Annotated in this window: 26 protein-coding genes; 22 read left to right on the plus strand and 4 right to left on the minus strand. The window is 43.9% G+C overall.

Annotated features, from left to right (window positions below):
* Nucleotides 1-288: 288 nt before the first annotated feature.
* The 6 genes from buk to EAL2_RS15125 all read left to right on the plus strand — a co-directional run bounded on the left by buk (nucleotide 289) and on the right by EAL2_RS15125 (nucleotide 7,212).
* The gene (buk, locus tag EAL2_RS03890; protein WP_096325236.1) at nucleotides 289-1,356 is read left to right on the plus strand and encodes a butyrate kinase; all 1,068 of its coding nucleotides are present in this window, start codon (nucleotides 289-291) and stop codon (nucleotides 1,354-1,356) included.
* Between the two features lie 51 nt (nucleotides 1,357-1,407).
* Complete coding sequence (locus EAL2_RS03895; protein ID WP_025435103.1) at nucleotides 1,408-3,177, plus strand: choline/carnitine O-acyltransferase; 1,770 nt, start codon at nucleotides 1,408-1,410, stop codon at nucleotides 3,175-3,177.
* Between the two features lie 147 nt (nucleotides 3,178-3,324).
* Nucleotides 3,325-4,407 (plus strand): ethanolamine utilization protein EutH, encoded by a 1,083-nt coding sequence (locus tag EAL2_RS03900; RefSeq protein ID WP_025435104.1) that lies wholly within the window; start codon nucleotides 3,325-3,327, stop codon nucleotides 4,405-4,407.
* Between the two features lie 179 nt (nucleotides 4,408-4,586).
* Nucleotides 4,587-5,342, plus strand: coding sequence for an ABC transporter ATP-binding protein (locus tag EAL2_RS03905; RefSeq protein ID WP_025435105.1), 756 nt, complete (start codon nucleotides 4,587-4,589; stop codon nucleotides 5,340-5,342).
* Nucleotides 5,323-6,243, plus strand: coding sequence for a SufB/SufD family protein (locus EAL2_RS03910; protein ID WP_025435106.1), 921 nt, complete (start codon nucleotides 5,323-5,325; stop codon nucleotides 6,241-6,243). The genes EAL2_RS03905 and EAL2_RS03910 overlap by 20 nt, the downstream gene beginning before the upstream one ends.
* A gap of 132 nt (nucleotides 6,244-6,375) precedes the next feature.
* Nucleotides 6,376-7,212 carry a fasciclin domain-containing protein gene (locus tag EAL2_RS15125; protein ID WP_158408882.1) on the plus strand — a complete coding sequence of 279 codons (837 nt, stop codon included), beginning with the start codon at nucleotides 6,376-6,378 and terminating at the stop codon, nucleotides 7,210-7,212.
* A gap of 203 nt (nucleotides 7,213-7,415) precedes the next feature.
* Here EAL2_RS15125 and EAL2_RS03920 read toward each other — a convergent pair whose 3' ends face one another.
* The 3 genes from EAL2_RS03920 to EAL2_RS03930 are packed head-to-tail and all read right to left on the minus strand — an operon-like array spanning nucleotide 7,416 to nucleotide 10,525.
* A complete protein-coding gene (locus EAL2_RS03920; protein ID WP_025435108.1) occupies nucleotides 7,416-9,092 on the minus strand; it encodes a carbohydrate-binding domain-containing protein in 1,677 nt (558 codons plus the stop codon).
* A 37-nt stretch (nucleotides 9,093-9,129) separates the two neighbouring features.
* The gene (locus EAL2_RS03925) at nucleotides 9,130-9,807 is read right to left on the minus strand and encodes a DUF4956 domain-containing protein (RefSeq protein ID WP_025435109.1); all 678 of its coding nucleotides are present in this window, start codon (nucleotides 9,805-9,807) and stop codon (nucleotides 9,130-9,132) included.
* Complete coding sequence (locus tag EAL2_RS03930) at nucleotides 9,797-10,525, minus strand: polyphosphate polymerase domain-containing protein (protein WP_025435110.1); 729 nt, start codon at nucleotides 10,523-10,525, stop codon at nucleotides 9,797-9,799. Before EAL2_RS03930 ends, EAL2_RS03925 begins: the two co-directional genes overlap by 11 nt.
* Nucleotides 10,526-10,727: 202 nt before the next feature.
* Between EAL2_RS03930 and EAL2_RS03935 the strand changes: the two genes are divergently transcribed.
* From EAL2_RS03935 to EAL2_RS03965, 7 genes are all read left to right on the plus strand, one after another.
* Nucleotides 10,728-11,405 carry a response regulator transcription factor gene (locus tag EAL2_RS03935; protein ID WP_025435111.1) on the plus strand — a complete coding sequence of 226 codons (678 nt, stop codon included), beginning with the start codon at nucleotides 10,728-10,730 and terminating at the stop codon, nucleotides 11,403-11,405.
* Nucleotides 11,402-12,649, plus strand: a complete 1,248-nt coding sequence (locus EAL2_RS03940; RefSeq protein WP_025435112.1) for a sensor histidine kinase — start codon at nucleotides 11,402-11,404, stop codon at nucleotides 12,647-12,649. The genes EAL2_RS03935 and EAL2_RS03940 overlap by 4 nt, the downstream gene beginning before the upstream one ends.
* A gap of 114 nt (nucleotides 12,650-12,763) precedes the next feature.
* Nucleotides 12,764-13,576 (plus strand): zinc transporter ZupT, encoded by an 813-nt coding sequence (zupT, locus tag EAL2_RS03945; RefSeq protein WP_025435113.1) that lies wholly within the window; start codon nucleotides 12,764-12,766, stop codon nucleotides 13,574-13,576.
* Between the two features lie 181 nt (nucleotides 13,577-13,757).
* Entirely contained in the window at nucleotides 13,758-14,792 is a 1,035-nt protein-coding gene (locus tag EAL2_RS03950) for a threonine aldolase family protein (RefSeq protein WP_025435114.1), read from the plus strand.
* Nucleotides 14,793-14,947: 155 nt separating this feature from the next.
* Nucleotides 14,948-15,487 carry a rubrerythrin gene (rbr, locus tag EAL2_RS03955; RefSeq protein WP_025435115.1) on the plus strand — a complete coding sequence of 180 codons (540 nt, stop codon included), beginning with the start codon at nucleotides 14,948-14,950 and terminating at the stop codon, nucleotides 15,485-15,487.
* Nucleotides 15,488-15,718: 231 nt separating this feature from the next.
* On the plus strand, nucleotides 15,719-16,294 hold the full coding sequence (locus EAL2_RS03960) for a hypothetical protein (protein ID WP_158408883.1): 576 nt from the start codon (nucleotides 15,719-15,721) through the stop codon (nucleotides 16,292-16,294).
* Between the two features lie 108 nt (nucleotides 16,295-16,402).
* The gene (locus EAL2_RS03965; RefSeq protein WP_025435117.1) at nucleotides 16,403-17,560 is read left to right on the plus strand and encodes an AI-2E family transporter; all 1,158 of its coding nucleotides are present in this window, start codon (nucleotides 16,403-16,405) and stop codon (nucleotides 17,558-17,560) included.
* Nucleotides 17,561-17,611: 51 nt separating this feature from the next.
* Here EAL2_RS03965 and EAL2_RS03970 read toward each other — a convergent pair whose 3' ends face one another.
* Entirely contained in the window at nucleotides 17,612-18,088 is a 477-nt protein-coding gene (locus tag EAL2_RS03970) for a DUF456 domain-containing protein (protein ID WP_025435118.1), read from the minus strand.
* 197 nt (nucleotides 18,089-18,285) lie between these two features.
* Here EAL2_RS03970 and EAL2_RS03975 point away from each other — a divergent pair, with 197 nt between their 5' ends.
* From EAL2_RS03975 to purE, 9 genes are all read left to right on the plus strand, one after another.
* Nucleotides 18,286-18,828, plus strand: coding sequence for a hemerythrin domain-containing protein (locus EAL2_RS03975; RefSeq protein WP_025435119.1), 543 nt, complete (start codon nucleotides 18,286-18,288; stop codon nucleotides 18,826-18,828).
* Between the two features lie 190 nt (nucleotides 18,829-19,018).
* On the plus strand, nucleotides 19,019-20,938 hold the full coding sequence (gene speA / locus EAL2_RS03980; protein ID WP_025435120.1) for a biosynthetic arginine decarboxylase: 1,920 nt from the start codon (nucleotides 19,019-19,021) through the stop codon (nucleotides 20,936-20,938).
* A 153-nt stretch (nucleotides 20,939-21,091) separates the two neighbouring features.
* The gene (locus tag EAL2_RS03985) at nucleotides 21,092-21,481 is read left to right on the plus strand and encodes a ketopantoate reductase family protein (RefSeq protein WP_025435121.1); all 390 of its coding nucleotides are present in this window, start codon (nucleotides 21,092-21,094) and stop codon (nucleotides 21,479-21,481) included.
* A gap of 27 nt (nucleotides 21,482-21,508) precedes the next feature.
* Nucleotides 21,509-21,964 carry a DUF2207 domain-containing protein gene (locus EAL2_RS15790; RefSeq protein ID WP_025435122.1) on the plus strand — a complete coding sequence of 152 codons (456 nt, stop codon included), beginning with the start codon at nucleotides 21,509-21,511 and terminating at the stop codon, nucleotides 21,962-21,964.
* 28 nt (nucleotides 21,965-21,992) lie between these two features.
* A complete protein-coding gene (locus EAL2_RS03995) occupies nucleotides 21,993-23,390 on the plus strand; it encodes a DUF2207 domain-containing protein (protein ID WP_025435123.1) in 1,398 nt (465 codons plus the stop codon).
* Nucleotides 23,391-23,455: 65 nt separating this feature from the next.
* Entirely contained in the window at nucleotides 23,456-24,007 is a 552-nt protein-coding gene (locus tag EAL2_RS04000; protein WP_025435124.1) for a LemA family protein, read from the plus strand.
* 213 nt (nucleotides 24,008-24,220) lie between these two features.
* Entirely contained in the window at nucleotides 24,221-24,580 is a 360-nt protein-coding gene (locus EAL2_RS04005) for a DUF2294 domain-containing protein (RefSeq protein ID WP_025435125.1), read from the plus strand.
* Nucleotides 24,581-24,727: 147 nt separating this feature from the next.
* Complete coding sequence (locus EAL2_RS04010) at nucleotides 24,728-25,900, plus strand: 5-(carboxyamino)imidazole ribonucleotide synthase (RefSeq protein WP_038601718.1); 1,173 nt, start codon at nucleotides 24,728-24,730, stop codon at nucleotides 25,898-25,900.
* Nucleotides 25,901-26,407 carry a 5-(carboxyamino)imidazole ribonucleotide mutase gene (gene purE / locus EAL2_RS04015; protein WP_038602328.1) on the plus strand — a complete coding sequence of 169 codons (507 nt, stop codon included), beginning with the start codon at nucleotides 25,901-25,903 and terminating at the stop codon, nucleotides 26,405-26,407.
* The last annotated feature ends 5 nt before the right edge of the window (nucleotides 26,408-26,412 follow it).

Consider the following 26,412-nt stretch of genomic DNA (forward strand, 5'->3'; position numbering starts at 1 on the left):
TTTTATTATAGACAATTTGTTACGATATTACAAATGAAAAGGATGTTAATTGATTAAATCGTATTTTAAAACAGCCGTGCATAACAGACAGCAAAAAATACGCCTCGAGAAGGTGTATTTTTGCAAAGCGCAAATATGACTATCTGGCTTTGGCAAAAAAGCAATCAACTGAAATCGTGTTTGCAACTCATAGTGTTTATTGAATGATGGTAATCTATTAATCGAAACGGTGAAAATGGTATATAATGAGTTGCTTGAAACCCGAGGTGCAAAATCCAGGAGGAAAAAATGGGATTGGATTACAAGATACTGACGATTAATCCAGGTTCAACATCAACAAAAATCGCAGTGTTTGAAAATGAGTCAATGTTGTTTGATGAGACGCTAAGACATCCTGAGGAGTTGCTTCAAAAATATGAAGGCATACTTGGTCAAGATAAGTTTAGAAGAGAGGCAATATTGAATTTTCTAAAGGAAAAGGGAGTAGACGTAAGTGAGTTGGATGCGGTCGTCGGAAGAGGGGGAATGATTAAGCCTCTTGAAGGCGGAACATACACCATTAACGAAAAAATGATAAAGGATTTGCAATGTGAAGCTGTGCATGCATCTAATATTGCAGGACTAATAGCTTATGACATGTCGAAGGAAGTAGGCATTCCTTCGTTTGTCGTGGATCCTCCTGTTGTGGATGAAATGGAGGATATAGCCAAGATTTCAGGATTTCCAGGGATTGAAAGAAGCAGCAGGTTCCACGCTCTTAATCAGAAAGCTGTTGCCAGAAGAATTGCAATGGAACTCGGGAAATTGTACGAGGAATGTAATTTTGTAGTAGCTCATGTAGGCGGCGGTATAACCGTAGGAGCACACAGGAGTGGACGCGTAATAGATGTAAACAATGGTCTTGATGGAGAAGGGCCTTTTTCTCCAAACAGGTCAGGCGGATTCCCAGTAGGGGACCTTGTGGAGCTTTGTTTTTCTGGAGATTACACAAAAGAGCAGATTAAAGGCATGATAGTCGGGAACAGCGGACTTGTAGGATATCTGGGAGTTAATGACGCAAGAGAAGTTGAGAAAATGATAGACTGCGGCGATGAAAAAGCTAAGCTCATATACGATGCCATGGCTTATCAGGTCGCAAAGGAAATAGGAGCTTGCGCTGTCGTGCTTTCCGGGAATGTAGATGCCATTATTTTGACGGGCGGAATAGCTTACTCTGAAAAGTTCACAAAGGCAGTAAGAGATAGAGTGGAATTTATTGGACAGTTTATAGTATACCCTGGAGAAGACGAGCTTCGTGCTCTTGCTGAAGGTGGTCTTGGTGTGCTAAGAGGAGAGACGGCCCCAAGGGAATACTAAAGAGCTTGATGATACCAGCAAAGAATAATTACATGTATGGAGGTTTTAAATATGGGAAAGACTTATGCATATCAAGACAAGCTGCCTTCTCTGCCTGTTCCGGAGTTGAGTGGGACAAAGACTAAGCTTTTGGAATGGATTGAGCCCATAGTTGGCAAAGAGCAGTTTGAAGAGACTAGAAGGATAGCAGAGGAATTTTTCGCGGAAGGCGGGGATGGTCAGAAGCTGCAGGAAAAGCTCAGAGAATGGGACGGAAAAATCAATGGAAGCTGGCTTAAGCCGTTCTGGGATGACATGTATTTAAAATATAGAGGTTATTTGCCTGCTGGAATGAACTTTTGCATGCTGCTTAGCAATGAAGGCTATAAAGAAAAATATGAAAAACACGAGCTGGCCGGAAAGGCTATCCGTCTGATAGGCGAGCTTAATCACTTGATTGCAGATGAAGAATACGATGCAGACACAATAAAAGGGAAGCCTCTTTGCATGAGCCAATACAGAAACTTTTTCAGGAGTATAAGAATACCAAGGATTGGGAAAGACGAGCACAAAGTGTCCAAGCCAGAAAAGAAGAACAACCATGTAGTGCTTCTGTATAAAAAGAACATGTACAAGATAAGTATATCAGATGAGGATGGAAATATTTTCTCTAGTGGCGAAATTGCAAGATGTATCCGAGAAATTTTCAACATGGAAACTGCTGAAGGCGAGAATGTAGGGATATTCACTACTGCGCAAAGAGACGAAGCGGCTCAAATTTATGATGAACTCATAATGTCAAAGAGCAATTCCGATAATCTAGAGGTTATTGAAAAGGCTCTGGCTGTTATTTGTATTGACGAGGAGAGCAAGAATTCACAGGAGGCCTTGGAAAATCTGCTGCTAAGCGGCGATAACAAGTATTTCGACAAGACAATACAGATTGTAGTTACTAATAGCGGTGAAATAGGCGTAAATGGCGAGCATACAGGTATAGACGGAAGCACATTCATGACCATTGTAAATTATGTAAGTGATGGATTGAAATCAGAAAAGGCGGAAGAAAAAAGTGCAGGGTCTGGAGTAAAGTTTGAAAAACTTGAATGGGAAATAGGCGAAGAGCTCAAAATGAAACTTACAAATCTGAATGCGGAAAATCGGAATGTAAGGAAGCAGTATCATCTTGAGCTGTGCATATTCGAAGATTTTGGACAGGATGAGATAAAGAAGCTGAAAATAAGCCCGGACGCTTTCTTCCATATAGCGCTCCAAGTCGCTCAATACAATATATTTGGAAAAATGAGAAGTACTTACGAGCCCGTAGCTGTTCGCTTCTTCAAGGAGGGGAGGACGGAGTGTGCCAGGGCGTCGAGCACAGAAAAACTGGATTTCATTAAGACTTATTTTAGCGGAACAGAGAGCAATGAAGTTCTATATGGCCTTATGCAAAAAGCCAGTGATGCCCATGCGGTTCGCATAAAGGAATGTCAAAATGGTAATGGAGTTGAAAGGCACATGTACGGCCTTTTGAAAATGCATGAAATGTTCGGTGAAGAGCTCTGTATCGGAAAAACACCTGCAATATTTGAAACTGAAGGATATAAAGCTCTTAGGTATGATTTCATATCAACCAGCGGAATAGGTAACAAGAATGTGAAACACAGCGCGTTTGGACCTGTTGTTGAAGACGGCTTCGGAATATTCTATTCTCTTATGAATGATTCAATATCGATAAATATATCTAGCAAATCAGAAAACAAAGAAAACGCCAAAAGCCTTATGCTGGAGTTTGTACAGGCGTTAAGAGATATAAGAGAAATAGCGTTAAGCAGTATACAATAAAAATAGAATAATCAATTGGAAATTCAAGGCCCCTAATATTGTAGAACGAATGAATTCGAAGTAATATATTATATGACAACATTAAAAGAACCGGTGTTGCGTAAAAAGCGAATATAAATAGCAACCGGCTATAGAATAGGGGTTTTTATGAACGTGTTTATAATTTTAATGCTACTGCTGGCTTGCGTGGGGCTTTTTGACAAGATACTGGGCGGAAGATGGGACCTTTCGAAGGAGTTCGACAAAGGGCTGGCTCTTATGGGGCCCATGGCACTTTCTATTGTCGGTCTTTACTGCATAGGAATCACAGCCGTGCAAGCCAACGCAACGGCTATTGCCGAACTGGCCGAAGTTCTGCCCTTTGATTCATCGGTGATAATCGGAAGTATCCTCGCTACGGACCTTGGAGGCTACGCAATTTCGAAGAATATTGCAGCCACTCCGCTTTTGGGCTTGTTTTCAGGAGTCATAGTGGCCTCAAGCCTTGGCTGCGCCGTTAGCTTCCAGCTACCGGTGTCTCTTGCCACGATTCCAAAAGAAGAGGTGGGTCCGATGATGAACGGTCTGCTTCTTGGGATAATTACGATACCGGCTGGACTTTTGGCGGGCGGCATAATGCTTGGGCTTACTGTAAGCGAGCTGGCGGTTAACATAGCGCCTGTGGCGTTGCTGTGCCTTTTGCTTGCTATGTTTTTTGTAAAAGCTGCAAAGGCCACGATGATGGTCATGTCATTTGTCGGCTATGCAATACGTGCCGCCAGTTTTGCCATGTTTGCAGTCGTGATAGCAGGACTTTTTGTGCCTGCTTGGCGCATAGCAGACATGGCACTGGTGAGCGAAATTCTTGTCATACTGGCAAAGATGACAGCGGTAGTGTGCGGCTCTATGGTCTTGTCCCGCTTGGCCATTATGTACTGCAAAAGGCCGATTGGCTGGATGTCAAGAAAACTGGACATAAATGAAAAATCGGTTATGGGGCTTTTGCTTAGTTTGACAACAAGCCTTTCAATGCTGCCGCTTTTTTCGCAGATGGACCGCAGGGGAAAGGCCATGAACGCAGCGTTTACGGTAAGCGGAGCCTACATGCTGGGAGGGCAGCTTGCCTTTATTGGCAGCGTTGAGAGTATTGATGTTGTGAGCATATACATGGTTTCCAAGCTTGTAGGTGGAGTATGCGCCCTCATTGCGGCGGCTCTATTTACACCAGCAGAAACCATAGCACACGCATAAAGGACAAGATTAATGAGGTCGTGATTTCAAGTAGCAATACTTGTAGTCACGGCCTTTTTTTATGCTCCATGTTCGTCTGATTCAACTTGCTATTTAATTGCTTTTTGGGGTAATTATAATATGTAATGATTAAAAGAGAATTGACTATATAATACAGACGATTGTTACGGAGGTGCAATATGCTGGAGCTAATAAATGTAAGCGTAACGCTGGACGGGAACGATGGAAAGGTAGAGGTTCTAAAGGATATCAGCCTGTCACTTGAGGATAAGAAGATATACGTTATGACAGGCCCCAATGGCGGAGGGAAAACTTCCCTTGCCAAGGCGATAATGGGTATTTACCAGGCTTCAGCGGGAAAAATACTTTTGGATGGCATGGATATAACGCATATGGGCATTGACGAAAGGGCGCGGCTTGGAATAGGATATGCATTCCAGCAGCCGCCGCGCTTTAAGGGTCTGACTGTGCGGGACATGCTCAGGCTGGCGGCTGGCCCGGGTAATCCGATTAACGAGTGCGAGCTCCTGTATGACGTTGGTCTTTGCGCCCAGGATTATTTGGACCGGGAAATGAATGCCAGTCTCTCGGGCGGCGAAATAAAGCGTATTGAAATCGCTAGCATTTTGGCACGCAGGCTGAAGTTTGTGGTATTCGACGAGCCTGAAGCGGGCATAGACCTTTGGAGCTTTCAGAGACTTACGGAGACATTTGAAAAACTGCACGATAAGTATGACACCACTATAGTAATAATATCCCACCAGGAGAGGATACTAAGACTCGCTAGTCAGGTTATAATGGTGGAAAACGGAAGTATAAGCGAAATCACAAGCCATGAGAAAATTTTCGGCGAAATCGGACGCATTGATTCTGAATGCATGTGCCGAAGAAGCTGCACAAGGGAGGGAAGGGCAAATGTTGAATGCCATAGATAAGAGGATTTTGCTTGAGGTTGCAGACTTGCACGGGATACCTTTGGGAGCCTACAATATAAGGAAAAACGGCCAGGGCGAAAGCCGCAACACCACGACAAATATAGATATCACAACCAAGTTGGACAAGCCTGGGATAGATGTTACAATAAAGCCGGGTACAAAGGGCGAGAGCGTCCACATTCCTGTGATAATTTCGGCTGAGGGGCTTACGGATGTGGTCTACAACACATTTGAAGTTGGGGCCGATTCGGAGGTGCTCATAGTTGCAGGCTGCGGCATACACAATCCTGGCTCCGGAAAAGCGCAGCATGACGGAATACATGAATTTTTTGTGCGAAGGGGAGCCCGCATGAGGTATGTTGAGAAGCATTACGGCGAGGGTGAGGGCAGCGGAGACAAGATACTCAATCCCAAGACCATAATAGAGGTTGAAGAGGGAGGCGTAGCTGAGCTGGAGCTTGTGCAGATAAAGGGAGTTGACCACACACTTCGGGACACAATTGTGAAGCTTCACAAAAACGCCAGGCTGATTGTCTCGGAAAGGCTGCTAACCTACATGAATCAGGATGCCGAGTCCAACATAACAGTGGAGCTTGTGGGAGAGGATTCAACCGCCCAGATAATATCCCGCTCTGTGGCCCAGGATGAATCCAGGCAGATTTTCCACCTCAATATGAGAGGCTATACAAGGTGCCGAGGTCACATACAGTGCGACTCCATAATAATGCACAGCGCCCAGGTTTCGTCTGTGCCTGAAATCACCGCGTTCGATTCGGACGCACAGCTCATTCACGAGGCTGCCATAGGGAAAATCGCCTCGGAACAGCTGACTAAGCTCATGACACTTGGTCTTACTGAAAAGGAAGCCGAGGATACCGTATTGCAGGGATTTTTAAAGTAAAATTCAAGTTTAATTTAATTCGGACAGGGTATAAAATTGATGGAACACAAAATCCAATATTTGAATTTAAAAGGAAATTTTAGATTTGCGAGAGATTGAATTTAATTAAAGGTGTGAAAGGAGATGAATTTTATGGGAAAAACTAAAAAGGCAATTTCAATGTTAGTGGCAGTTATTATGATTGGTGCACTTACATGCGGGTTTTCGTACGGACAGTCTGCTTACCAGCTCAAGGTAAACGAGCAGACTATAAGCGATGCCGCTGTTGAGATGCATGACGGCAAGACCTTCCTGCCAATGAGATTCGTAGCAGAAGCGCTGGGAGGTTCGGCTCAGTGGGACGCTGAAAAAAGAATGTCGACATTTGTGGTGGGAGACAAGACGGTTGCCCTCACAATAGATAGCGACAGCGCTTTAGTTAACAATGTGGCTGCAACTATGGATTTTCCTGCCCACATTATGAACGGCAGAACATATGTCAGCACAGATTTTCTAAATAGCGCGCTCAGCCTAAAAACCTATATAAACTCAACCAACATGACAGTAAAAGTATCGAATCTTCCTGACATTGTGGAAACTGCTGTTGGGGCAGGAAGCTTTACAACACTAGTGGCAGCTGTTCAAGCTGCAGATTTGGTTGATGTTTTGAAATCAGAAGGTCCATTTACTGTATTTGCACCAACAGATGAAGCGTTTGCTGCACTTCCTGAAGGAACTGTAGAGAATTTGTTGAAGCCTGAAAACAAAGATCAATTAGTTTCGATATTGACATACCACGTTGTTCCTGGAAAGGTAATGGCGGCAGATGTTGTGAAAATTGAAAAGGCTGCTACCGTACAAGGTCAAGAGGTCACTGTAATGGTAACAGACGGAAAAGTAATGATTGACGATGCAAATGTAGTTACTACGGACATTGTGACAAGCAATGGCGTAATACACGTAATCGACAAAGTTATTCTTCCTAAATAATTCAATATAACGGTGAAAAATAGCACTTATTCTTGTTTTGCAAGAATAGGTGCTATTTTGTAAAATGAAACCCTTCGGTAGAATTGGAGTTTTTCATTTTGCAATCAACAAAAGCGCCAGAGTAGGCGCTTTTGTTCCGTATAACTTGTATTTCTTTATGCTTAGACGGAATCTTAAGTGCTATTGCCCGGAAAATGTTAATTCTACTGCTCCTTAGCAGGAGGAGTCATATCCTCGGGAGGTTGCATTCCATCAGGCGGCTCCATGCCTTCAGGTGGCTTGCGGTTTACATCCTTGCCGCCTTCAGGTCTGCCTTGGCCGCCTATGCCGCCAGGTCCGCCCATTCTTCCAGTGACTTCGGAGCCGTCATCAGAGATTCTTGTCACGATGCTTGAAAGCTTTATATCTGCAAGTTTTGTCGTACCTGAAACTGTTCCTCCTGTGTAGAGTCCGTCTTTCAGCTTGCCTGAATTTGTTCCGCCGGAGTTTAGTGTGTATGTCTTGCCCTGCTCAAGCTCAGGTGAGCTTATGACTATTGATTGGTAGTCCTTGGATGGAGCGAAGGAGAGGACCGGCTTTCCGCTTTCGTCCGATAGAGTTACAAGCGTTCCGGCTTTCTGAACCGAAGAATAATAGACTGTCAGAGAGCTTTGAGAAGATGTGTCACTTGGGGACTGCACCATGCCAGAGCTACCGGCTATTGCAAGTGTTCCACCAGTCACATCGCAGGTGCCGTCGTAGTCCAGTGCTCCGTTGCCGCTATTTGTCGGACCGTTAACCAGCATTGTGCCACCGCTTATATATAGAGAGCCGTTGGCATCTATTCCGTCGCCTTCTGCATCTATTGTCACGTATCCGCCGGTTATCCTTATGAAATAAGGACTGTCATTGCTGAAGCTGTTTTCGCCCGGTCTTACATTGACGGAAGAGCCATCTTTGCCGCCGGCCGCATTGAGTCCATCATCGTCAGCTTTAATCTTTATTGAGCCGCCGTTGACCGTTACCGAGGCGCCCTCTAGTCCCTCATAGCATTTGGCTATGTCAATCGTGCCGCTGTTGACTACAAGGGACGTGGTTGCCTGGATACCGTCACTTTCTGCTGTGATTTTGAAGACTCCGCCGTCGATAGAAATCCAGCCCTTCTCGACATCCTCGTCATTGTTTGACTGAAGGCCGTCTCCTCCTGCCGTGATTGCAAATGTGCCGCCCTTTATAGCTATGGAGTCCCTTCCGCGCAAGGCGTCATTGGCCGAAGTGATAGCTATGTTTCCTCCGGTTATTACAAGGTCATCCTTGGAGCCGATGCCATTGTTGAAATTGCCAGTTACGCTCAGAGAGCCTGCTCCGTTTATGGTAAGGTCATCCTGGCTGAAAACAGCTGCGTCTGGCTCGTCCTCGCCTTCGGCGTAATCATACGAAGCCGCGTCTTCAATCTTGTTGCTTGTATCCTTTGCTAGCGTGATGATTGTTTTCTTGGACTGTTTGGAGTAAATAGGAGCGCTGTTTGAGGATTTTAGCTCTGCGCCGTTTAGCACGATTTTCACTGTATCTTCCTGTCCAGCGTCAACTACAATCTGGCCATCGGTCAGCGTTCCGCTGAGTACATATGTGCCGGCTGACTTTATTGTCAGAGTGCCCCCGTTTGCTGAGGCTCCGCTGCCGTCAACGGCAATAGAGTTGCCTCTCAGCGATACTTTGGTTGCAGCAGAGTCATCCCAAGTGCCGTCAATATCCTCGCTGCTGTATTCAACCTTTATCTTACTGGTGGTATCGGATGTTGACGAAGACGATGATGTGTCATTGCTGCACCCGGTCAGAACGGATGCAGCCAATAGTGCGGCGGTAAGCAAGGACAGCAGCTTAATTCTTATTTTGTTCATTTTATTTCCCCCTCATATATAGTAATAGTGTTGGTGTTTATAGCTCACCATGATTTGAAGATATCCGTCCGCAGACGATGTTTAGGTTGCCGTTTCGGCAGCGCAGCTCATCCAGGAATTTTTTTTCTATAGTCGAGCCCTTGAGTATAATCCTGTAATGCAGCTCATAAAGGCTGCCCATATTAGTGGTTTTTACCTTGACAAGCTCCGCTCCTTTTGTGTATTTGTCAAACAAGTCGTCAAATATCCCTTCATAATCCAGGTTTTCCGGGATTGTAATCTTAAGCTCTTTTTCAGTCTCCTTTTGTTCTCCGAACCTGACGCTGTTTAAGAGTAGTGTCATAGCGCCTATTATGGCGAGAAACATAAATGCAATAGTTATATGTCCCATTCCTGTAGCAAGGCCAAGGGCCATTGCCAAAAATATGCTTCCTATTTCTCTTGCACCGCCGGGTATGGAGCGGAAACGGACAAGGCTGAAGGCCCCCATGACGGCTACGCCTGTGCCAAGGTTGCCGTTGACCATGGTGATTATTACCTGCACTATGGCCGGAAGCAGTGCCAGCGTTACAATGAAGTTCTTGCTGTAGATATTGCGAAACATATGGATGAGGGCAACGCCCATTCCAAGGGCAAGTGAGGCTAGAGTGCAAAGCAGAAGGCTTTCGAGGGTTATTGAGCCAGTTGATACTATGTTTGTAATGCTATCCAGCATGGTTGATTCCTCCTTTTTGGTATGTGTTATAAATCAGATGTTGCTTATAACAGTTTCCGTATTTGGAAAACGAGGTCGGGAATATATTCAATCCGGCAAGGATTTGGCTGAGCCATATGGGCATAGTTCCTGGAATTTTAATCTCCATGAGGATTTTGCCGGGCTCAAGTAGGTGATTTCCCCAGCTGCCCTTTGACGGGTCCAGCAGACATTCTCTGAAACGTATATTTTGATCGAATGTGATCCTCAGATTTGCATCCTCGTTGCCAAATAGGGCCAGCCTGTCATATGCAATGAACACCTTCGGAACTGGCATGTATCTTTTCATGAACCAGTCAATTTCCCCTAGTATCTGGCTTGATGCTGTGGTTTGCTTGCTCAGAGTAAGAAAGCTCAATGCCTCGTCCAAAGAAAGCTGCACTCGCCTTTTGTATACAATCCCATCGAACTTCTTTTTGATTTCAACGAACACATTGTCGCCAGGCTTAGGTATTCCATAGCTGCGAAGCCTTAATTTTTCCTTGTATACTGGCTTTTCTATGGATGTGCGTATTAGTTCGTAGCTGGCTGTGTCGAAATAGACATTGCAGATGGTATGGAAGCCGTAGCTATCCTTTGTCATGTAGGTATCAAGGTTCTGCATAAGAGCTTTATGCTGCTGCTCGCTCAGCATATATTTTTTTTCATAGCGTCTGAATACATCCTGATATTGTGCCATTTGTGACACCTCCATTTGTTTTATATTTCCCTATGCCAATATCATACTGCCCTAAACTGAAATTAGTCTGAAAAAGGATTTCAGACTAATTTCAGAATACAGCTATAAAATATATGGCAATATGAAATATCTAATAACAAGGAAGCAGTTTGTATGATATAATTCAATCAATATAATACAGATAATGGAAAGGGAGTGCGCCATGCGCATACTAATCGTGGAGGACGAGATCCGACTGGCCGAGGCGCTGGGTCAGATAATACAAGAGCAAAAGTACGCTGTTGATGTTGTTCATGATGGTGAAGCTGGATTGGACTATGCGATGAGCGCCATGTATGATGTCATAGTGCTGGATGTCATGCTTCCTAAAAAGAGCGGCTTCGAGGTTGTGCGCGAACTTAGGGAGAACAGAATCACAACGCCAGTCATACTCCTTACAGCCAGGGATGAAATAACGGATAAAGTGACAGGACTGGACTGCGGAGCTGACGACTACATGACAAAGCCGTTTTCTCCGGAGGAGCTTTTGGCCCGCTTAAGAGCTCTTTCCAGGAGACGCGGAGAAGTAGTGCTGGAGGAACTTGCATTTGCGGATCTTACACTCAACTTGTCCACGTACAGCCTGAGTTGCGGCACGAAGTCGGTACATCTGGGATTCAAGGAGTACGAGGTGTTGAATATTTTAATATCAAACCCTAAAATGGTGGTGCCCAAAGAAGACATAATAGTCAAGGTCTGGGGGGCAGAGTCGGACGCAGAGGACAACAATGTGGAGGCCTATATATCATTCCTGCGCAAGAAGTTCTTTTTCCTGGGCTCGAGGGTCAGCATAGGCACGGTCAGGAAGGTAGGATACAGACTGGAGGCTGACGAGGCGTGATAAAAAAGCTGCAAAAAAAATTCATATTCATCAACATGACACTTATAGGCCTTGTGATGATAATAGTATTTGCGGCAATTTGCTTTTTCAGCTATCAGTGGACAGCAAGGGATAGCTATAGGGCCATGGAAAAGGTCATAGAAAGAGAAGGCATGCCGCCGCCTCTGTTGGAAATTGGCAAAAAGCGCCATCCGGACATAGGGACTATGATTCCAATATTCACCGTGACAATCGATGAAACTGGAAATACAATAGACTCGTCGAAGGAAAATGTCACCGTCTCAGACGAGGTGGTCTCAGAAGTTACAAAGCGCGTACTTGAAAGGGACGAGCAAAACGGAATAATGCTGGACTTGCGGCTTAGGTTCCTCGTCATGCAGACCCCTGGAGGTACAAAGATAGCTTTTGCGGACATGGGAAGGGAGATGGACTCTATGACTAATCTGCTGCTCACTTTGCTGCTTGTCGGACTTGGAGGCCTGATAGCCTTCTTCTTTATAAGCCTGTTTCTTTCAGGCTGGGCGCTGCGTCCGGCGGAAAAGGCCTGGGAGCAGCAGAGGCAGTTTGTGGCCGATGCTTCGCACGAGCTTAAAACGCCTCTGACGGTAATACTTGCGAATACAGGGATACTGCTTTCTCACAGGCAGGATACCATTGAAGAGCAGTCTAAATGGATAGAGCACACCCGGGCGGAAGCCAACAGGATGAAAAAGCTGGTTGATGACCTGCTGTTCCTGGCTAAATCCGATGCATCACAGACACATGCGCTGCAAGCCAGGCTCAATTTCAGCGACTCAGTATGGAGATGCCTGCTACCGTTTGAACCGGTAGCCTATGAGCAGGGGATAACTGTAAGCAGCGATATTGATCCGGATATAATGCTTGTCGGGGATGAGGGGCAGCTCAAGCAGCTTATTTTAATACTTCTTGACAATGCCTGCAAGTATGCCGGAAAAAGCGGAACAGTCACATTGAAACTACAGCGAGTTCAAGAGAGTGTACGATTGTCGGTTAACAACACTGGAGCGCCAATCATACCTGAGCATCTGGAGCATATTTTCGAGCGTTTCTATCGCTCTGACAGCTCAAGGTCACGTGAAGAAGGCGGTTATGGACTTGGGCTTGCCATCGCCAAGGCAATAGTGGAAAATCATAGGGGAAATATTTCGGTGGAAAGCAGCGAGCAGTTCGGCACTACATTCACTGTATGCTTTCCAAGCAAAGCGGCTAGTGAAAAAGCATAGTGGCAGCAAATATGGAAGGATGGGAATATATATTTGGAAATAAGGGTATATTAAAAATCAGGTTATTAAAGAATGCTTAAAAATTTATTTGTTATGTTATAAGGAGAAAACTATATGGAAATAGGTATGGACAGATTACTGTTCGCTTTTGGGCTTACACTGTTTGCAGGTTTATCTACGGGCATTGGAAGCGCTCTTGCTTTTTACGCTAAGAAAACGGATGAAAGGTTCCTGTCAGCAGCTCTGGGTTTTTCGGCCGGCGTCATGATATATGTCTCCATGATAGAGATATTCGCGAAGGCGAGGCAATCTTTGGAAGTGTGCTGCGGAGCCACAAAGGGGTATTGGATTGCCACTATTGCCTTTTTCGGAGGGATAGCTGTAATAGGTCTGATTGACAAATTCGTACCCACATTTGAGAACCCCCACGAGATTCGAGATGTAAGCGAGATGGAAAACGGTAAGAAAAATGGCCATGAGCTCATGCGAATGGGGCTTTTTTCGGCACTCGCCATAGGAATCCACAACTTTCCTGAAGGCTTGGCGACATTTGCTGGAGCAATACAGGATCCCACCCTGGGAATTAGCATAGCAGTGGCTATAGCGATACACAACATTCCTGAGGGAATAGCAGTTTCGGTGCCGATTTTCTATGCGACAGGAGACAGAAAAAAGGCATTCAAATATTCATTTATTTCGGGGCTCTCAGAGCCGATTGGGGCCATTTTTGGATATTTTATACTAATGAGATTCTTCAATGACGGCATGTTTGGAATATTGTTCGCGGGAGTAGCAGGGATAATGGTATACATATCTCTTGACGAGCTCCTTCCGGCGGCAGAAAAATACGGGGAACATCACATAGCAATCTATGGCCTGATTTCGGGAATGATTGTGATGGCAGGCAGTCTGCTGATGTTCGCATAACCTGTATGTGTTGAAATTAAATCGACGACTGCCAGGTTGAGTTTAATCCTGATTGCAATGTGCCCTGCTGAGTTAATCTGTGGGGCTTTTTTTGGAATGTTGTCGGGACATATGCTGATTTGATATACTCTAAGCAACAAGGTAAAAATAAGTAGTATATTTTATGTGAGGAGATATTCTTATGATAAGATTTGAATGTGATTACGCAGAGGGAGCGCACCCTAAAATACTCCAAAAGATGATGGAAACAAATTTGGAACAGACACCTGGCTACGGAGTCGATGTTTACTGTGAAAGTGCAAGGAAGAAAATAAAGGAGCTGTGTGGGAATGATGAATTAGACGTGCACTTCCTTGTGGGAGGTACGCAGGCCAACATGACGGTAATCAGCTCAATTCTTCGTCCCCATCAAGGCGTGATTTCTGCTAATACTGGACATATAAACGTTCACGAGACAGGAGCCATTGAAGCTACAGGGCACAAGGTGCTGACTGTTGCTAGCGCTGACGGGAAAATCACAGCAAAGCAAGTGAAAGAGGTATATGAAGGACACTGGAATGATGTGACCCATGAGCATATGGTTCAGCCCGGAATGGTATACATATCGCATCCAACGGAGAATGGAACTACATACACAAAGCCGGAATTGGAAGCTCTCAGCAAGGTATGCAAGGAGTGCAGGCTGCCGCTGTTTATGGATGGCGCCCGCTTGGGATACGGCCTTAAAGCTCACGGCAACGATTTGACGATCTTAGACATTGCGGCGCTAACGGATATTTTCTATATAGGCGGTACAAAAGTAGGCGCACTGTTTGGTGAAGCAGTAGTAATTACAAATGAGGACCTGAAAAAGGATTTTCGATATCTCATAAAGCAGCGCGGCGGCATGCTTGCAAAAGGACGCCTGCTGGGAATACAATTTGATGTACTTTTTAATGACGGTCTTTATTTTGAGCTTTCAGAGCATGCAGTAAATATGGCGATGATTATTAAAAATGCTTTTAGGGAGAAAGGCTATGAATTTCTGTATGATTCCTATACAAATCAGCAATTCCCAATTATTCCGGATGACAAGCTTGAAATCCTATCTCAAAAATATTCATATTCATTCTGGGAAAAAGCGGATGAAAGAAATACGGCCGTACGTTTCTGCACAAGCTGGGCAACCAGGGAAGACGATGTGAAATCGCTTGTATCGGATATAGCAAGTCTGTAGGGCGGTTTATTTTGCATGCTGGATAAATTATTAGGGGGCTTTGAAAAGGTTACATTTTTATTATAAAAACAATGATTTTGTAGTATAATAATATTTGCATGGCAAAACATATAAAAACGTATGCAATCTAATTCTAAAAACCAGGAGGAAATGAAATGGCTGAACTAAAAGGAACAAAAACAGAAGCAAACCTTATGGCGGCTTTTGCCGGTGAATCTCAGGCAAGAAACAAGTATACATACTATGCAAGTGTTGCAAAAAAAGAAGGCTACGCTCAGATAGCGGCACTTTTTACTGAGACGGCAGACAATGAAAAGGAGCATGCAAAGATATGGTTCAAGCTGCTGCACGGCGGCATGCCTGATACAATTCAGAACCTGAAGGATGCAGCAAATGGCGAGAATTACGAGTGGACAGACATGTACGATACCTTTGCTAAGGAAGCCAGAGAAGAAGGCTTTGATAAAATAGCATACCTTTTCGAGGAAGTCGGAAAAATAGAAAAGGAGCATGAAGAAAGATACAGAAAGCTGCTCCAGAACATAGAAGCGGGTAAAGTGTTTACAAGGGATGAAGAGACAACATGGCAGTGTGCAAACTGTGGGCACATACATAAAGGGAAAATTGCGCCTGAAATGTGCCCTGTATGCGACCATCCAAAGGCTTACTTCCAGGTACTTGCTCAAAATTATTAAACCAAAACTTGATTAAGACATAAAAACCCTCAGTGTTGCTTGTGACTGAGGGTTTTCTGGGTTCAGCACAAAAATGAAAGAGGTGTATTGAATTTGCGATTAATTAATAATATATTACTTGTTCTAATATTATCACTGTTGTCTGCGTTCATATATTTCATACAGTTCCTTTTATTCCACAATCCGGCAGATACTTTCTTTTACCTGTTTCAGGACCTGGCATTTGTTCCTATGCAGGCTATAGTTGTGACACTTGTGCTCAACAAGCTGCTGAATGTGATAGAAAAAAGACACCAGCTTAAGAAGATAAATGTAATAATCAGCGCATTTTTCGCTGAAACCGGTATGTCAATAATGTATGCTTTGTCGGAGCTTGACGGAAATGACAATTTCAGAAAACTGGACATGACTGATTTGAGCAGCAAAGGCAAGATTAAGGCTATAAAAAATGAAATCAAGGAATTCAAATACGATATACAGGCTACTCCCGAAAGGCTGGAAAATTTAAGGGATATACTGTCTCAAAAAAAATCCTTCTTGATAAAAATGCTTGAAAACTCAAACCTGTATGAGCATGATTCCTTTACAGACATGATATGGTCGGTTTTCCATATTGCGGACGAGCTGCAGAATTTGGAAAGCATGAGTAGTGTAAGGGCGGAAGACTGTGAGCATCTGAAGACAGATATATTAAGGGCATACCCAATGGTTCTGTCGGAATGGGTGGACTACATGAAATATCTGCGTGATGACTACCCATACCTTTTCAGCCTGGCTTTAAGGAAGAATCAGCTGAGTAGTGACTAGACTATTTTAGTAAAGCTGCACCAAAAACGGTGCGGCTTTTCGTGTATTTCTAAAGGATTGTCGGGTATAATGAATCCATAGATAGATTCAGGAAGAGAGGGAAAATTGATGGACTTTGACAGGAATCAGATGAAAAAATTAATGATTCTCATATCGTTTGCAATAATACTCATGTGGCTGCTAGATAACCTTTCAGAAGTATGGAAGTTGGTTTCGGGAATCCTTGGGATAATAAGCCCCTTTGTAATCGGATTTGCAATCGCATTCATATTTAATACACCAATGATGTTCCTAGAAAAAAAGCTGTTTGGAGAAAAAGGCATATTCAGCAAGATGGGTCAAAATCTCAAACGTCCTTTTAGCTATGTAATCACACTCATACTTTTTGTGGGAATTCTAAATCTAGTGTCTTTTATAATTGTTCCGGAGATGATAAACACTATTCAGGATTTATCTGTTAAAATTCCATCTTACTGGGGGAGTATTAAAGATTGGACAAGTGAGAATCTTAAGGAGAAAAAACAGCTTATAGATTGGATAAGCGGCATAGACCTTGATTGGGAGGTCATACAATCTAATGCTATTGCGTTTCTAAAAAGCAGCATATTGGACTGGATAGGATCGACATTCACATTTGCATCTTCAATTTTTAGTGGAGTAACTACGTTCTTGCTGGCATTCGTATTTTCTATATATTTGCTTCTGCAGAAAGAGACTCTCATAAGTCAGTTAAAGAAGCTAATAGATGCATTTTTCCCTGACAGGATCGCAAACAAGCTGCTTTATGTTGGAACACTGTCAAACAGTGTATTTTCAAGCTTTATTTCGGGCCAGGTGCTGGAAGCGATAATAATAGGCTTGCTGTTTTTTATAGCTATGATTATATTCAAATTCCCATACGCTCTTATGATAAGCGTTCTTATAGGCATAACCGCGCTTATTCCTGTATTTGGTGCCTTCATAGGGTGTATTTTGGGAGGTTTTTTCATACTCGTGGCTGACCCTGTAAAGGCGGCCTGGTTCCTTGCTATGTTTCTTGTAATACAGCAAATAGAGGGGAACCTTATATATCCTCAGGTGGTTGGAAAGGCGTCGGGGCTGCCATCAGTGTGGATACTAGTTGCAGTGACTGTAGGCGGCAGCCTGATGGGGGTGCTTGGAATACTTCTTTTCATACCGCTTGCGTCGGTTATTTACAGGCTCCTTGGCGAATACGTAAACTACAGGCTTGAGATGAAAAAAGCCAGGAAAGGCCAGAACGCATAGCTAAGCGATACGGCAGCTGCAATATGGAGCCCTTTCCTGGCTCTGTTTTTTTCATATGTTCATGAAGAAGTATGTTATCATGATAATTTCAGCGCATATTTTCAAGAATGTTCCCCCGAGAAAGCCTACGATAGTTCCGAAGCCAACTCGTATTGCCAGATTCAGGCTTTCTCCACGTAGCAGCTCGGCTGCTACAGCCCCAAGAAATGGTCCTGTAACGATTCCCAGAGGACCAAAAAAAATTATGCCTAAAATCGTTCCTGTTGCCGCACCCCATATAGCTTGTTTGCTTCCACCGAAGCTTTGCGTACCTACAACAGAGGCTATGAAATCGACAGCGAAAATTAACAATAGAACTAGTGCCTGAATGAGGAAAAAGGTCACGTCCAGAGTTGAAAAATCAGTCATAAATCCGTATGAAAACATGCCGACGTATATGAGTATGGCACCGGGCAATACAGGTAGTACGGTTCCTAAAACGCCGACTGCAAACAATATGATTGACAGGATCAAAGCCGTGTTTTCCAAAGCAAAGCCTCCTTTAAAAATTGCAAGAACCAATTACTATTGCTTTTGTATTATATTATAATTCCAAATTATTAGAAAGTTGCATTAGTTTTGCGTTAGAATGAATCCTCTATGATGTTTTGAACTGGGCTTTTACTGGTATTACTATATTAAGGATCCTTTAACTGTCGAGTTATATTATAGAGGGAGGCAAGCACATGAAATATGCGAGCGAAGATTTGGTTAATGAGCATAAGGAAATTTTAACGGGATTAAAAATTCTTGAAAAGCTGTTCATGCTACTCGATGACAATAAAGAGGTTGAAGCTGAAGATATTAAGGGGATAGTGAATTTCCTCAAGCTGTTTGCTGACAAGTGCCACCACGGGAAGGAAGAAGGAATTCTATTTCCATCCATGGAAAAAGCTGGAATACAGAATGAAAACGGACCAATAGGAGAGCTGCTCAGCGAGCATGTTCAGGGAAGAAAATATGTAGCTCAAATGTTGGCATCTGTTGATGGAGAACCGATAAAAACGGACGATTTCATTCAAGCTGCATCAGCTTATATATCACTTCTCCGTGCGCACATAATAAAAGAAAATACAGTCGTGTTTCCAATGGGAGACAAGCTTATACCGGTTGAGGAGCAAAGGCAGCTTCTTGAACAATTTGAGGAATTTGAAGAAACGGTGATGGGAAAAGGTACGCATGAAAAACTGCATGAAATGCTTCATGAATTTAAGGACAAATACTTGTAATTAAATATTACAGCTCCATTATAATTATGGATTTCATATGCTATACTATTGTTAGCATTAACTTCCTGGTTTGACTTATGCTTTTGGTAAATAGCTTATTTGCCAAGCTTAGAGGCTAATGCTTTTTTATGTTGAAAATGCTTTGATGCAGATATAAATCAATATCCAATAATGGAGGAAGACAGTAAAAATGAATAAACCAGAACTGTTAGGAAGATGGACAAAACAAAAGTCCGAAGAGCTTTATGGGATTAAAAACTGGGGTGCAGGTTATTTTTCGATTTCTGGTGATGGTGAAGTTATGGTTAATGCCTCCAAGGACGACAATACTGCAGCAGTAAGTCTTATGGACATCGTTTCAGGCGTAAGAGAGCGCGGGCTGGATATGCCTGTTTTGCTGCGTTTTGAAAACTTGCTGGATTCGCAGATTTCTTTCCTTAACAACTCCTTCAATAAAGCGATGAAAAAACTAGAATATAAGGGTGAATACCGCGGCGTTTATCCCGTTAAGGTAAACCAGCAGCAACAGGTAATTGAAGAGGTTACTAAGTTCGGCCAGCGTTACCACCACGGCTTGGAGGTAGGCAGCAAGCCGGAGCTTATAGCGGCGCTTTCTCTGATGCAGGATAAGGAAGCCTGCCTTATATGCAACGGCTACAAGGATGAGGAATTCATAGATTTGGGCCTTTATGCCGTTAAGATGGGTTTCAAGTGTTTCTTTGTAATGGAGAATCCAAGCGAGCTGGACATAATACTTGACCGCTCAAAGACTCTTGGGATTCAGCCAAATATAGGAATACGCATTAAGCTTTCAGCGAAAGCTGGAGGGCACTGGACTGATTCTGGCGGAGACCGTAGCATATTCGGTCTCAACGTGTCTCAGCTGATAGAGACTGTGGACAGGCTCAAAGAGAAGGGAATGCTTGATTGCTTAAAACTTCTTCATTATCACCTTGGCTCGCAGATACCCAACATACGCGACATCCGGTCTGCCGTGCTGGAGGCAACTCAAGTATACGCGGAGCTTGTGAAAGAGGGAGCTCCAATGGGCTATCTTGATTTAGGCGGAGGCCTTGCGGTGGACTATGATGGTTCTAACACGAACTACACTTGCAGCCGTAACTATTCAGTCGAGGAGTACTGCTCAGACATTGTTGAAGCTGTAATGTCCGTGCTGGATACAAGCAACGTGCCGCATCCAGTGATAGTGACTGAATCGGGACGCTCTACAGTAGCCTACTATTCGGTGCTGCTGTTCAATGTCCTCGATGTGGAAAAATTTGAGGAATACGACATTCCAGAGCAGCTTGACGATAATGCATCGGAGCAAATCAAAAACTTGTTTGATGTCCATAAAAGCATCAACCTCAGGAACATACAGGAGTGCTACAATGACGCACTCTACTATAGGGACGAAATCCGAGACATGTTCAAGCATGGCAGAATAAACCTGCGTGATAGGGCATTCTCGGAAAAAATATTCTGGAATACAATAAATCAGATTGCAAAGGAAAAGAAAAAAATAAAAAAACCTCTGCCTGATCTTGAAGATCTAGAGAGCGCAATCGCAGACATATACTACTGCAATTTCTCGGTGTTCCAGTCAATTCCGGATAGTTGGGCAATTGATCAGCTGTTCCCAATAATGCCTATACACCGCCTTCTGGAATTGCCAAAGCGCAATGCAGTCATTGCCGATATAACATGTGACTGTGACGGAAAGATTGACCGCTTCATAGACATCCATGACGTGAGGACAACGCTGCCTCTGCATGACATGAAAAACGGAGATGACTATTTCCTGGGAGCTTTCCTTGTAGGAGCCTACCAGGAGACGCTGGGCGATCTCCACAACCTGTTTGGAGATACAAACGTAGTTAGCGTTAGAATAAATCCTGACGGCACATATGATCTTGTCAAGGAAATACAAGGGGACAGCGTGGCTGATGTGCTTTCATATGTGGAGTTTGATCCGAAGGACATGGTTGTGAGATTCCGCAAAACAGCCGAAGCCGCTATACGTGACGGCCTTATAAAGACCAGTGACAGACGCGAAATCATGCGCGCATTCGAAAGCGGACTCCGCGGATATACCTACTATGAGCGCTAGATAACATAGGTCCCTCAGAATCAATTTCTGAGGGATTTTTTGCAGAAATATGCAGAAACAAATGAATACATGTGAAGATATAATGATTTATAATTGGGGTATAATTACAACGGCTAATAAGTCGGAAGTGGAATACTTAAGGAGACGAATGCTATGAAATATCTGGTAATTGGTGCAGGAGGCACCGGCGCTTCAATAGGTGGTTTTTTGGCATACAAGGGCAAGGATGTAACATTTATAGCAAGAGGGGAGCATTTGAAGGCTCTAAGGCAAAATGGCCTGCTGCTTCACTCGGGGCGTATTGGGGAAGTGAAGATTGAAAATGTAAAGGCATGCATAGCAGATGATCTGCTTGCTGACCACTTGAAAATTCTGGACGGATTTACTCCTGATACAACAGCTTCGCTCCAAAAGGATCTGGATGCAAAAAAAGAAAGCGAAGTGGATCAGATAATATTCGATATAATAAGAATGTCTGAAAAATATAATGTGGACATGCCTGTTTATAGAGAAATAGCACTTCATTTTGGATACAAGTCTTGAAAATAATGATGCAAGGGGGTGTATTTTTTGAAAAATCAGAGGAAATCAATAGAGCCTAATCTGTATGCTGCATCAACAATTATTGTAATTCTAGTTTTTGCATTCGTAACGTTATTAAAGGGACCGGCATTTGCCGACGAAATGACATATGAAATACCCAGCATGAACGTAGTGGCCGATGTCGGAAAAGACGGCTCCGTGCACGTTGTAGAGAATCTGGAATATTACTTCAGCGGAGAAGGTCATGGAATATACAGGTCACTTGGGACATCTGGGAGCGAAGGGATAGAAATATTAAAATTATCGACTGCAGACAGTCAGGGTGAGACTGTGTTCACAAGGAATGACAGTGGGCAGGAAGGTACATATCAGCTTTTTCAGGAAGGCGACAACATTACTCTGAAGATTTTCAAGAACACAACTGATTCTGGCAGGATCTTTAGAATTGAATATTTGGTGAAGGGCGCGGCAAAAAAGATATAGCGACACTGGAGAGCTATATTGGAAGTTCATGGGCACAGAGACTAGCGTTGAAATAGGCCGTTTTGATGTGACTGTGAATGTTCCGGATGAGAGCTTCAAGCAGGGCGACATAAGGGCGTGGGGGCATGGGCCTCTCGAGGGAAGTCTTGATGTGTTTGCCAATTCGGCGGTATTTTCTGTAGACAGCTTGCCGCCAAACACAATGGTGGAGGCGAGGCTGCTTTTCCCCAAATCATATCTGTCGCAGGCCCAGGAAATAAATACCGAGCGCGTTGATACGGTGCTTGCAGAGGAGGCAAGATGGGCAGACGAGGCAAATGCTATAAGGATGAAGGCTAGGATTCTGCTGTCACTTGCTGCGCTACTTATTGTCCTTGAATTGGCTCTAGCTGTATATCTCTATTTCAGATATGACAAGGAGCATAAGGCAGAATTTGAAGGTGAGTATTACAGGGAGCTCCCTGGCGATTATTCTCCCGCCGAGATGTCAGCGCTCATGACCTTTGGAAGGATATCTCCAAATGACGTTACAGCAACCGTAATGGATCTTGTAAGAAGAAAAAAGCTGCTAGTTGAGGACATAACCTATACGGAAGACAGATTTCTCCTTCCGGACAAGGATATTGAGTCGATACTCATAAGGAAAGCCGACAGCTTTGATGAGTCGGCTATGAAAGAACACGAGAAAAGGCTTGTCAGCTGGCTGATAGACGACATGGGCGACGGAAGAGAAGTGATTCTCAGCCAGCTTGAAAAATCTATAAAGAGAGACAAATCTACCGCAATGCTCTATAAGAGCGGATATGAGCTTTTTGTGGATTCGGCAAAGGATGCTGCTCAAATCAGGGGCTTTTTCGAGGAAGGCATGAGCGGAGCTCGCATAGGGGCTATACTCTTGGGGATAGCCGGCGTATTCGGCGGAGTAGCGCTTATAGCTATGCTTACGGCCATAGGTCTCGGTGTTGCTCTCATAGCCACTTCGATTGGGCTTGTGCTGTACTCGGCGTTAATCAAAAAGCGTACAAGATACGGTGCCGAACAGTATGGAATGTGGAAGGCATTTAAGAGATTCCTAAGGCACTTTAGCCAGTTGGACAAGGCGCAGCTTCCTTCAATTGTAATGTGGGAGCATTACCTTGTCTATGCAATAAGCCTTGGGGTTGCTGCCGAAGTGATAAAGGCGCTCAAGATTATTTATCCGCCGGAGGCGTTCCAGGCTGCAGGCCTGACATACCTAGGACATTCCTACGGCCGAGGTATGAGCCCGGTCTCATCATTTGATACGATTACAAACAGCATTTCAAGCTCGACAACAAAGGCGCTCAGCGCCGCAACGTCACAGCTTTCATCGTCTGGAGGCGGAGGAGGAGGTTTCTCCGGAGGCGGCGGAGGTGGCGGAGGTGGTGGCGGCACCGGCGGATTCTAGGCTGACAAATAAAAGTTGGTTTTGCATAACAACATATTCATACAAAATAAAAAGGAGGGTGCGTTATGAAAATAGTATACTTTTTAATAGGTCTGCTGCTTATCGTTGGTGTATTCGTAGTATCGGTTTACAACGGCCTAATTGTTAAGAGGAACAGGGTAAAGAACGCGTGGGCGCAGGTGGATGTGCAGCTCAAGAAAAGATTCGACCTGATACCAAACATAGTTGAAACTGTGAAGGGATATGCAGCGCATGAGAAGTCCACTTTCGAAGCGATTACAAAGGCAAGGACTGCATTCCAGTCAGCCCAAACTCCGGTGCAGGAGGCTGAAGCCAACAACATGATGACAGCGGCGCTTGGAAGGCTGTTTGCTGTAGCAGAGGCTTACCCGGAGCTCAAGGCAAGCGCCAACTTCATGGAGCTTCAAAACCAGCTGAGCGAGGTTGAGGACAAGATAGCCTTTGCAAGACAGTTCTACAACGACACGGTGCTCATGTACAACAACGCTATTCAGGTGTTCCCGAGCAACATAGTGGCCAACATGTTCGGATTCATGGAGGAGTTCTTCTTCCAGGCTGAAGAGACGGAAAAAGAGGCTCCACAGGTTAGATTTTAATGCTCGAGTGCAATACAATAGAAAACGGCAATGTGTATTATGTTGAAAATGCAAGTAGGAACGTATATTCAGCAAGGCTTGGAAATCAATAAATTAAATAATTGTAATAGGGATATTTGTTTGGTATAATTTCTATAAGGTACGTGTGCATTGAGTTGTATTTTACTCTTGAATCAGAAAATGTTCAGAAAATAATTTGTACTAGGTGGTTAGATGACAAAAGGACAAGTTGAAGCACAGATAAGTGAAGCAATAAGTAAGTTTGAATTTGAACACATGGGGCGAGGTCCTGAGAGGATACGTACAATTATTTTTCAGGATATGATAGTAATCAGAATCAAGGGTTTTTTAAGCGTATCGGAAAAAAGTCTGTCTCAGACAAAGGAAGGCGTTGAGCTTGTCAAAAGAATGAGGACCGCTCTTTTTGAGAATGCTCGAGATCTTTTGGAGGAAACAATTAAGTCTGTAATAGATGTGGATATAATAAGCACATATTCTGATGTGAGCACAAGGACAGGCGAAAAAATAATTGCCATAGTGGCAGACAGGGATATTGAAAAAACAATAATATAGTTTTAATTGGAAGATGAGTCGAAGGGTTTTAAACCAGTTGATGAGTAAGCCAATAGCAAGCTTCGTAAGGAAGATTGCTATTGGCTTTTTTTGTTGACGTTAATACTTTAACATTTTTTTTAAAAAAGAGGGAAAAGAGGTGGTCTAGTGAAAAACAAAGATATTTCCAGATTGTTTCCGCCGGGAACCATAGGGATAATAGGAGGCGGCCAACTGGGTCGCATGCTCTGCCAAGAGGCAAAGCAGATGGGTTACAGAGTAGTAGTGCTTGATCCGTCGCCGAATTCACCAGCCGGTCAAGTTGCAGATGAGCAAATTGTCGCAGATTTTGCTGATATCACGTCATTAAGGGAGCTGGCAGCCAAGACGGATGTAGTTACGTTTGAGTTTGAACACTTGGACGCTAATGCACTCAGACTAATAGAGACGGAAGGGTGTACGGTGGTGCCATCATCTAGCACATTGATGAAAATCAACAATAAATATATGCAAAAGAGCATGTTGAAAAAAGAAGGCATAAAGGTGCCGGCTTTCAGACGTATTCGAAGCCTTGAGGAACTGGAGAGAGCGTTAATTGATTACGGCGGAAAAATGGTGCTAAAGCTCTGCAAGGGAGGATATGACGGAAAAGGGAATATTGTGATTTCCGAATCGGACGACCTTAAAAGCATTTATGATGAGGTTAGTGGATTTGAGTTGATGGCTGAGGAATTTGTGGACTATGTAAAAGAAGTTTCGATAATTGTTGCCAGGAATAATGAGGGCTCAGCATTATACCCGGTTGCGGAGAATATCCACAAAGACAGTATACTAATTAAATCAGTAGTTCCTGCAGAAATTAGTCCCGAAGCTGAAAACAGAATAAAGGATATGGCGGAAAGGGTTGCAGAAGTCATAGATGACATAGGCATATTCTGCATAGAACTGTTTTTAACCGCTGATTCGCAAGTGCTTGTAAATGAGATAGCACCACGGCCACACAACTCGGGACATTACACTATTGAAGGCTGCGTAGCATCCCAGTTTGAGCAGCTTATCAGGATAATGACCGGAATGCCTCTTGGGTCTGCCAGGCTAAAGGCTAGAAGCGCAATGTACAACATATTGGGCAGCAGCGATGTAGAGGGAGACTATAGCATAGAGGGAGTGGAAGAAGTGCTTGGCATGGAGGATTGTCACCTGCACCTTTACGGCAAGCCGAAATCCGGATACCTCAAAAAAATAGGCCATATCACGGCGTTGGACGATTCTATGGAGTCGGCCCTCAGCAAAGCCCAAAAGGCTATAGAAAGCATAAAAATCACAGGGAGGAATTTGTAAATGTACAGCAATGCTGAAAATAAATCGAATCCAATTGTAGGAATAATAATGGGAAGTGAGTCAGATCTTGAGGTAATGAAGCCAGCCGCAGCAACAATGGCCGAGTTTGGAATACCATTTGAAATAAAGGTGGTATCTGCCCACAGAACTCCCGACAGGCTTTATGAGTACTCTAAAAATGCACATATAAGAGGACTTGAGGTGATAATAGCTGGGGCCGGAGGTGCCGCCCATCTGCCTGGAATGGCAGCATCACTTACGCCTTTGCCTGTTATAGGGGTGCCTGTAAGACTTAAGCATCTTGACGGCATGGATTCTCTTATGTCAATAGTTCAGATGCCTTCAGGAGTCCCGGTGGCAACTGTTGGAATAAACAATGCGAAAAATGCCGGCATACTTGCAGCCAGGATTCTGAGCATTAAATATCCAGATATAAGAAGCAGGCTTGAGGTGAGTGCAGCAACGACAAAAGAAAGCGTAATATTCGATCTGGAAGACAAACTATAAGAATA

This window comes from Peptoclostridium acidaminophilum DSM 3953 (assembly GCF_000597865.1).
GTDB lineage: Bacteria > Bacillota > Clostridia > Peptostreptococcales > Peptostreptococcaceae > Peptoclostridium_A > Peptoclostridium_A acidaminophilum.